Raw genomic sequence first — 7,722 nt, 5'->3', positions numbered from 1 at the left:
GGTCAAGGATGGCGGCGGCCAGGCGGTGGGCGCGGCGCCGTAACTGCTCGGCGCCGGTGTGCAGCGCGAGCTGAACCGGTGGATCCGAGCGGATCGTCGCCTCCAGGGCGGCCAGGGTCAGCTTGTCGACGCGTAAGGCGCGGGCGAGCGGATGGCGGCGCAGGCGCTGCACGAGGTCGGCGCGGCCCAGGATCAGCCCGGCCTGCGGCCCGCCGAAGAGCTTGTCGCCGCTGGCGGTCACGAGGGCGGCGCCTGCGCGGAGCACCGTGCTCACGTCGGGTTCGTCCGGCAGCAGCGGGTCCGGCGCGAGCAGCCCCGAGCCGACGTCGACCACCACGGGTACGGGAAGAGATCGCAGCTCGGCGACCGACGCGGCCGCGGTGAAGCCCTCGACACGGAAGTTGGACGGATGGACCTTGAGCACGAACCCTGTCGCGTCGCCGATGGCGTCGGCGTAGTCGCGGGCCCTGGTGCGGTTCGTGGTGCCCACCTCGCGCAGCCTCGCCCCGGTGGATTCCAGCAGGTCGGGGAGGCGGAACCCGTCGCCGATCTCCACCATCTCACCGCGACTGATGACGATCTCCCGCCCGGCCGCCAGCGCGGTCGCCGCCAGCACCAGCGCCGCCGCGTTGTTGTTGACGACGTGGACGTCCTCCGCATCCGGAACCGCCGCCGCCAGCGCGGCCATCGCCACCCGCCCGCGCCGCGCCCGCTCGCCCGTCACCAGGTCGAACTCGACGTCCGTACATCCGGCGGCCGCGCTCATCGCCTCGACGGCGACGCGCGAGAGCGGGGCCCTGCCCAGGTTGGTGTGGACGAGCACCCCCGTGGCGTTGATCACCCGCCGCGGGCCGGCGGTGAGGGCGGACACGGCGGCCACCACCACGTCCTCGGGCGCGATCCGTCCCTCCCTGGCGCGCTGCTGCGCGGCGACGACCGCCGCCTTGGCAACGGCCCGGCCCGCGCCCTTGGCCGCCTCGACCACCCGGGGGTCGGCCAGGACGGCGTCGGTACGCGGAATCCGCCGCCGCGGATCACCCACCGGACCGGCACCGACCGCAGAGCCGGAACCGTCGATCACGGCGATCTCGCGGTCTTGGGACCTCATGTCATCTGTCATGGGCACCTCACGCGGAGGCGCACGGGAATCGAACCCGCCGACGACGCCGCGCGCCGTCCACCGGTTTTGAAGACCGGGGTGCACACCAGAACACAAGCGCCTCCAAGAACGATACTCACGATATGACGGAATTCAGGCTCACGCAGTACGCCCGTGGCGGCGGTTGCAGTTGCAAGATCCCGCCTGGCGAGCTGGAGGCGGTGCTGGCCGCCTTCTCCGCACGAGAGGGGGATCCGGAAGGGGAACTGCTGATCGGCCTGGAACACGGCGATGACGCGGCCGCCGTACGCATCGACGGCGACCGCGCGCTGATCTCCACCGTCGACTTCTTCGCCCCGGTCGTCGACGACCCGTACGACTTCGGCCGCATCGCCGCCGCCAACGCGATCTCGGACGTCTACGCCGTCGGCGGCGAGCCGCTGGTCGCGCTGAACCTGCTCGGCTGGCCCCGCGACCTGCTGCCCATGGAGCTCGCCCATGAGGTCCTGCGCGGCGGTCTCGACGTGGCCAGGCAGGCGGGGTGCGCGGTCGGCGGCGGCCACAGCATCGACGACGCCGAGCCCAAGTACGGCATGGCCGTCACCGGCCTGGCGGATCCCGCCGCCCTGCTGCGCCTGGAGGCCGGACGCCCCGGACTGCCGCTGAGCCTCAGCAAACCCCTCGGCGTCGGCGTGCTCAACTCCCGCCACAAGGCGACGGGCGAGGTCTTCCCCGCGGCGATCGCGTCCATGACCACGCTCAACCGGGACGCCGCCCGCGCCGCCCGCCAGGCGGGCGCCCGATGCGCGACGGACGTGACGGGGTTCGGGCTGCTGGGACACCTCTACAAACTGGCCAGGGCCAGCGGCGTCACCGCCGTCGTGGACGCCGCGGCGGTGCCGTACCTGGAGGGGGTCCGCGAAGCGGTACGCGACGGCTACGTCAGCGGTGGCAGCCGCCGTAACCTGGCCTGGGTCTCCCCGCACCTGGACCCGGGCGGAACGGCCGAGGAGGACCTGCTCCTGCTGGCCGACGCGCAGACCTCCGGCGGGTTACTGGTGGCCGGGGAGATCCCAGGAGCACCGGTGATCGGCGAGCTCGTGGCCGCCGGAGACCGGGCGCTGATCGTCAGGTAGCCCGGCAGGGCCGCCCGGGTTACGTTGGGCAGAGCCCCCCACCGAGACCTGCGAAGGAAGTGGTTTCCCGTGCTCTACCTGTTCGGCTTCGACCGGATCGGCGTGGCCGTCAGCGACATCTACTTCGTCGACCCCGAGCCGATCCCCGGCCAGGAGGGCGCCGAGCGAGGCGTGCGGCTGGAGATTCGCCGGCTCGAACAAGGCGAGCTGAAGGGGTCGATCTACTCGGCTCGGCCGATCGCGGTGGACCGGCCGCTGTGGCGGATCGACCTGCTGGAGTCGGTCGAGAGCGCGCCGGGCAGCTTCGACCGCACCCACCACCACCCGACCATCGAGGGATGGGAGCCGGGGCCGCGGGTGTTCGACACGGAGTTGTCCGGCGAGCCGCTGAAGTGGCTGGGCGCGCGGCTGGTCGATCTGGAGGGCGTGCTGGACGAGGTCGGATTCGACCGGGGCGAGGTGTCGGCGGCGGATGTGGCGGGGCTGCGGGACCGGGCGCCGGAGATCGTCGACACGGTCGCCCGGCTCCTGGAACGCATTCACACCGGCGAACTGGGGACACCGCCGGACGCCGGCTCCGCGACCAGCGTACGGGCCAGCTGGCTCTGACCACGGGTATTTTGGCAGCGCACGAAGATCTCCTTCCGGCGGGGAGCGCCCTGACCGTACACGCGCGACTAGGTCCCCTCGGCGAGTTCGACCACGGCCTGGATCAGCTCGTCACCGGTCAGCATGGACAGGTCGTTGTGCCCCGCCCCCGCCATCTCCACCGTCGTCACCCGGCCCCCGGCGGCCTTGGCGACCGCCCGGCTCAGCCGTGCCGGCACGATCGTGTCGCGGGTCCCGTACACGACCACCGTGGGCGCCCGCACGGCCGCGATCTGCTCCGCCACCGGGAAACGATCGCGCAGCAGCAGCCGCACCGGCAGGAACGGGTAGTTGGCCTGCCCCGCCGCCGCCAGGTCGGTGAACGGTGAGCGCAGCACCAGTCCCTCCGGTGGCTGCTCCAGCGCCAGCCGGGTCACCACGCCCGCGCCCAGGCTCTCGCCGAAGTAGATCACCCGCCCGTCCCCGAGGTACGCCCGGGCGGCGCGGACGTCGAGATGCAGCCCTTCCTCGGCCGGGGTGCCGGGGTTGCCGCCGTAGCCGCGGTAGTCTATCAGCAACACCGGCAGCCCGTGCGCCGCCAGCGCCTTGGCGAGCGGCGCCCGGTGCAGCCGGTTGCCCGCGTTCCCGCCCGCGACCAGCACGGTCACGTCGCGGTCCCCGGGCACGTACCAGGCGTTGAGCCGCAGCCCGTCGCCCGTCGTGAACGAGACGTCCCGCGCGCCCGGGATGACCTCCCCTGCCGGCGGCACAGAGGACCGGTCAGGCAGGTAGATGAGCTGCCGCTGGAACAACCACAGCAGTCCGAGCAGCAGGAGCACCACCGCGACGATCACGAGAGCGGTCCGCGTCAGCGACGTCACCCGTCAACGGTACGCCCGCCTGGACTCCAGCGGCTCGCCCTAGGACACGACGCCCGCCTGGATCACGTGGCGGAGGTGCTTGGGGTCGGCCAGCACGCCGATGTCCTCCAGCGGATCGCCGTCGAGCACCAGCAGGTCGGCGTGCGCCCCCACCTCCAGCGTGCCGATCTCGCCCGCCATCCCGGCCAGCTCGGCCGCGCCGACGGTGGCGGCGCGCAGTACGGCGATCGGCTCCTGCACCTCCCGCCGCAGCCGGAACTCGTGGTTCTGGTGCCGGTGCATGCCGCCGAGCAGGTCCGTCCCGTACGCCAGCCGCACCCCGCCCCGCGCGGCCCGCTCCAGCGCGACCAGCCCGGCCTCCAGCACCTCATCGACCTTGCGCCAGCTCGCCTCCGGCAGCCCGAACGCCCGGCCCTCCTCCTTCAGCGCCCAGTACGTCACCAGCGTCGGCACCAGGAACGCGTCATGCTCGCGGAACAGCTCCACGCTGTGGTCGTCGATCAGGTTGCCGTGCTCGATCGAGCGCACCCCCGCCTCCAGCGCCCGGTTGACGGCACGGGCGGTGTAGGCGTGCGCGGCCACGTACCGGTTGGCGGCCCTGGCCTCCTCCACGACGGCCCGCAGCTCCTCCATCGAGTACTGCGTCGAGTCGATGCGGTCGGTCGGCGAGGCCACCCCGCCGGAGGCCATGACCTTGATGTGGTGCGCGCCCTTGCGCAGCTCGTCGCGGGCGGCCACGCGGACCGCGTCGACCCCGTCGGCGACGCGCCCGACGCCCGCGCAACACGGGTGGTCGTCGCTCAGGTGCTCACCACGTCCGCGGAAGTCGGCGTGGCCGCCGGTCTGGCTCAGCCCCTTGCCGCAGAACAGCAGCCGCGGCCCCCGGATCAGCCCTTCCGCCTGCGCGTCGGCCAGCCCGTGGTCGGCGCCGGACACGTCGCGGACCGTGGTGAAGCCCCGGCCGAGCATCTCGCCCATGATGCGGGCGCTGTGCGCGGCCACGTACGACGGGGACATGGCGCCGAGCGCGCCGAGGTCCGCGGTCAGGGCGGTGACGTGCACGTGCGCGTCGATCAGCCCGGGTACGACGTACCCGCCCGCGACGTCGATCACCCGCACGCCCGACGGCGCCCGCAGCCCGGGACCCGCCTCGACGACGCGGCCGTCCGCGCATCGCAGATCGCCCTCGGAGTACTCGCCCGAGACGACGTCCAGCACCAGGGCGTTACGCAGCAGCAGGTTCACCGCTCACCTCCACGCAGTGCGGGCGCCGCGAGCGGCGCGAGCGACTCGGCCACGGCGACCGCCCCCTCGTCGTAGGCGCCCTCGGCGTCGAGAATGTTGAGCACCCCCAGCACCTTCCCCTCCGCTACCACCGGCACGTTGATGATGGCCCCGCAGCCCAGTCTCTCGATCAGCTCGTGATCGGCGAACACTTCGCGCACCGCTGCCCGGTCCGGCCCGAAGAAGGGCTTTCGCCCTTCGATGCACGTGACCAGCCAGCCCTGGGCGACCTCCACGGTCTTCTCCCCGCCGACGGGGTACTCGGCGGGATGGCTGGTGTGGACGCGGCGCAACGCCCGCCGTTCCGGCACCCAGGCCAGCACGGTGAAGAGCCGCACCCCCAGCTCCTTCCGCACACGGACCTCCAGGTCCTCCAGCACGGTCACTTGACTCCCTCCCCGGCCGGCTCGGTCAGCTCTTCCAGCGATCGCCCGGCCGTGGCCAGGCCGAACACCACCACGCAGACGACCCCCACCACCAGAACCGCCGTGGTCAGCCCGAACACTCCGGCGAAGCCCAGGCTGGCGGCGGACAGGCCGATGATCGTCGGCGCGAGGATGCTGCCCACCCGCCCGAACGCGCTCGACAGTCCGGTCCCCGTGGCGCGGATCCAGGTGGGGAACACCTCTGGGGTGTAGGAGTAGACGCCCGCGTACGTGCCGTTGAGGAAGAACGACAACACCGCGCCCGCCAGCGTGATCGTCACCGGCGAGTCCATCTGGGACAACCAGAACGCGCTGACCGCCGACCCGGACAGGTAGAGGGCGATCGTGTTCTTGCGGTCCAGCCGCTCCGACAGCCAGGCCGCCGAGAAGTAGCCGGGCACCTGCGCCAGGTAGATGATGATCGAGAACTCGAAGCTCTTCGTCACAGTGATGCCGCGCTGCACCAGCAGCGTCGGGATCCAGGAGAAGAACCCGTAGTACGAGAACGTGATCACGAACCAGACCAGCCAGATGACCGCCGTGCGCTTGGCCATGACGGGGCTCCACAGGAAGCGCAGCGCGCTGAGCAGGTTGACCTTCGGCGCGGCCGTCGAGGGCGGCGTGGCGGACTCGGGCACCGGCGGCAGCGGCGCGCCCGTGGCCCGCTCGACGCGGCGTTCGAGATCCGCCACCACCACCTCGGCCTCCGCCACGCGGCCGTGTTGCAGCAGGAAACGCGGCGACTCCGGCAGCGAGCGCCGCCACCACAACAACATCACGATGGGCAGCGCGGTGATCACCTGCGCCACCCGCCAGCCGTCCTCCATCGTCGGCACCACGAACCGCCCGATCAATGCGGCCATGACGAACCCGAACGAGAAGAACCCGGCCAGAGCGCCGATGAACCACCCGCGCCGGTTGGCCGGCACGAACTCCGACAGGAACGGGGCGATGATCGCGCTCTCCGCCCCCGCGCCCGCCCCGGCGAGCACCCGGCTTGCCAGAAAAACTTCATAGTTGGGCGCGAACGCGGCGATCACGGAGAAGACGGCGTAGAACGCGAGCGCGTACATCATGACCTTCTTGCGGCCGATGCGGTCGCCGAGCAGTCCCGCGATGGCCGCGCCGAACAGGAACCCGAACGGGGTCGCCGAGCCGATCAGGCCCAGCTGGCCGTTGTTCAGGCCCCAGGCCTCCTGCGCGCTCGGCAGCAGGAAGGCGACCACGGCCGAGTCCATGCCGTCGAACGTGTAGCCGAGGCCGCCGATCAGTAGGAGGAGGTAGTGCGGCCGGCTCAGGGGGAGCCGGTCCAGCCGGGCCAACAAGGTCATCGAACACACCCTTTCGACCGATTTCGCAGCAACATACAGTGCAATTTCCTGGATATGCAATAATCTTTGCAAATCGGTCGCGTTGCGAGCGCATAGCATGTTCCCGGCCTGCAGCTCAGCGGAGAGAAGGATGCGTTGACCGACAGCTTCGAGGACTGGCTCGGTGCCCGGACGCCGGAGCGTGGCCTGCGCGGCAAGGCCGCCGCGGTGCTCGAGGTGCTGCGGTCGCAGCCGCGGCGGGCCTCGTTCGGGTCGGCGGGCGAGCTGGCCCAGCTCGCGGGCGTCAACGTGGCGACCGTGACCCGCACGGCGCAGGCGCTCGGGTTCGCCGGCTGGCCGGCGCTCCAGCAGGAGCTGCGGGCCCGCTACCTGTCTTCGCTGAGCGCGGACCAGGTGGCCGCCGAGCATCGTGGCACCGGCTCGCCCAGCTCCCGGTCGCTCCGCCGCGACCTCGACAACCTCGCCTTGCTCAACCGGCGGCTGGACGAGGGGGCGCTGCTGACGATCGCCGAGGCGATCGCCGCCGCGCGCCGCACGGTGATCGTCGCCGACGGCAGCTACGCCGCCGTCGGCCTGGCGCTCGCGCACAACGCCCGCCTCGCGGGCTACCCCGTCACGGCCGTGACCGCCGGCGACGCCGAGCTGGCCAACACGATGACCGCCATCGGCTCCAGTGACGTCCTGATCGCCATCAGTTTCTGGCGCCTGTACGAGAGCACGGTGCTGGCCGCCAACGAGGCCCGCTCGCGCGGGGTGCGGGTGTTCGCGCTGACGGACGCGGCCAGTCCCGCCCTGGCGAGCGCCGCCGAGGAGGTGGTCATGGTGCCGGCCGAGGGCGAGGCGTTCTTCCCGTCGCTGACGGCCGGGATGGCGGTCGCGCAGGCGCTGGTCACGCAGCTGGCGACGGTGGACCCGGCCCGTACGGGCGCTTCGATCGAGGCTGCGGAGGCCATGTGGACGAAGTTCGGCCTCCTCCAC

The 7,722-nt window shown here is 72.1% G+C and carries 8 protein-coding genes and 1 tRNA gene; 3 read left to right on the top strand and 6 right to left on the bottom strand.

The annotated features are described in order from the left end of the window. Both selA and ETD86_RS51095 read right to left on the bottom strand, forming a co-directional pair. On the bottom strand, positions 1 to 1,108 hold a 1,108-nt coding region (gene selA, locus ETD86_RS51100; RefSeq protein WP_138673849.1), incomplete at its 3' end, for an L-seryl-tRNA(Sec) selenium transferase. Between the two features lie 23 nt (positions 1,109 to 1,131). After that, positions 1,132 to 1,224, bottom strand: a tRNA-Sec gene (locus ETD86_RS51095). Positions 1,225 to 1,242: 18 nt separating this feature from the next. On the opposite strand from ETD86_RS51095, the gene selD reads away from it, so the two are divergent. Both selD and ETD86_RS51085 read left to right on the top strand, forming a co-directional pair. Further along, complete coding sequence (gene selD, locus ETD86_RS51090; protein WP_138673848.1) at positions 1,243 to 2,235, top strand: selenide, water dikinase SelD; 993 nt, start codon at positions 1,243 to 1,245, stop codon at positions 2,233 to 2,235. Between the two features lie 69 nt (positions 2,236 to 2,304). Next, positions 2,305 to 2,844, top strand: coding sequence for a hypothetical protein (locus ETD86_RS51085; RefSeq protein WP_138673847.1), 540 nt, complete (start codon positions 2,305 to 2,307; stop codon positions 2,842 to 2,844). Positions 2,845 to 2,912: 68 nt separating this feature from the next. On the opposite strand, the gene ETD86_RS51080 is transcribed toward ETD86_RS51085, so the two are convergent. Genes ETD86_RS51080 through ETD86_RS51065 form a run of 4 tightly spaced genes read right to left on the bottom strand, consistent with a single transcriptional unit; the run spans position 2,913 to position 6,744 of the window. Then, positions 2,913 to 3,704 (bottom strand): alpha/beta hydrolase, encoded by a 792-nt coding sequence (locus tag ETD86_RS51080; RefSeq protein WP_211370854.1) that lies wholly within the window; start codon positions 3,702 to 3,704, stop codon positions 2,913 to 2,915. Between the two features lie 39 nt (positions 3,705 to 3,743). After that, a complete protein-coding gene (locus tag ETD86_RS51075; RefSeq protein ID WP_138673846.1) occupies positions 3,744 to 4,949 on the bottom strand; it encodes a metal-dependent hydrolase family protein in 1,206 nt (401 codons plus the stop codon). Continuing rightward, entirely contained in the window at positions 4,946 to 5,374 is a 429-nt protein-coding gene (locus ETD86_RS51070; protein WP_138673845.1) for a GAF domain-containing protein, read from the bottom strand. Before ETD86_RS51070 ends, ETD86_RS51075 begins: the two co-directional genes overlap by 4 nt. Further along, a complete protein-coding gene (locus ETD86_RS51065) occupies positions 5,371 to 6,744 on the bottom strand; it encodes an MFS transporter (RefSeq protein WP_138673844.1) in 1,374 nt (457 codons plus the stop codon). Before ETD86_RS51065 ends, ETD86_RS51070 begins: the two co-directional genes overlap by 4 nt. A gap of 135 nt (positions 6,745 to 6,879) precedes the next feature. On the opposite strand from ETD86_RS51065, the gene ETD86_RS51060 reads away from it, so the two are divergent. Further along, positions 6,880 to 7,722: MurR/RpiR family transcriptional regulator (locus ETD86_RS51060; RefSeq protein ID WP_138673843.1), on the top strand; the 843-nt coding region annotated here is incomplete at its 3' end.

It is taken from the genome of Nonomuraea turkmeniaca, from assembly GCF_005889735.1.
In the GTDB taxonomy this organism is placed as follows: Bacteria; Actinomycetota; Actinomycetes; order Streptosporangiales; family Streptosporangiaceae; genus Nonomuraea; species Nonomuraea turkmeniaca.
The sequence above is the reverse complement of the archived record's forward strand: the minus strand, read 5'-3'. Positions and strand labels throughout refer to the sequence as shown.

Bases quoted from the DNA above. Each gene is read 5' to 3' on its own strand.
- selD (WP_138673848.1), top strand. From the start codon at position 1,243: ATGACGGAATTCAGGCTCACGCAGTACGCCCGTGGCGGCGGTTGCAGT.
- ETD86_RS51065 (WP_138673844.1), bottom strand. From the start codon at position 6,744: ATGACCTTGTTGGCCCGGCTGGACCGGCTCCCCCTGAGCCGGCCGCAC.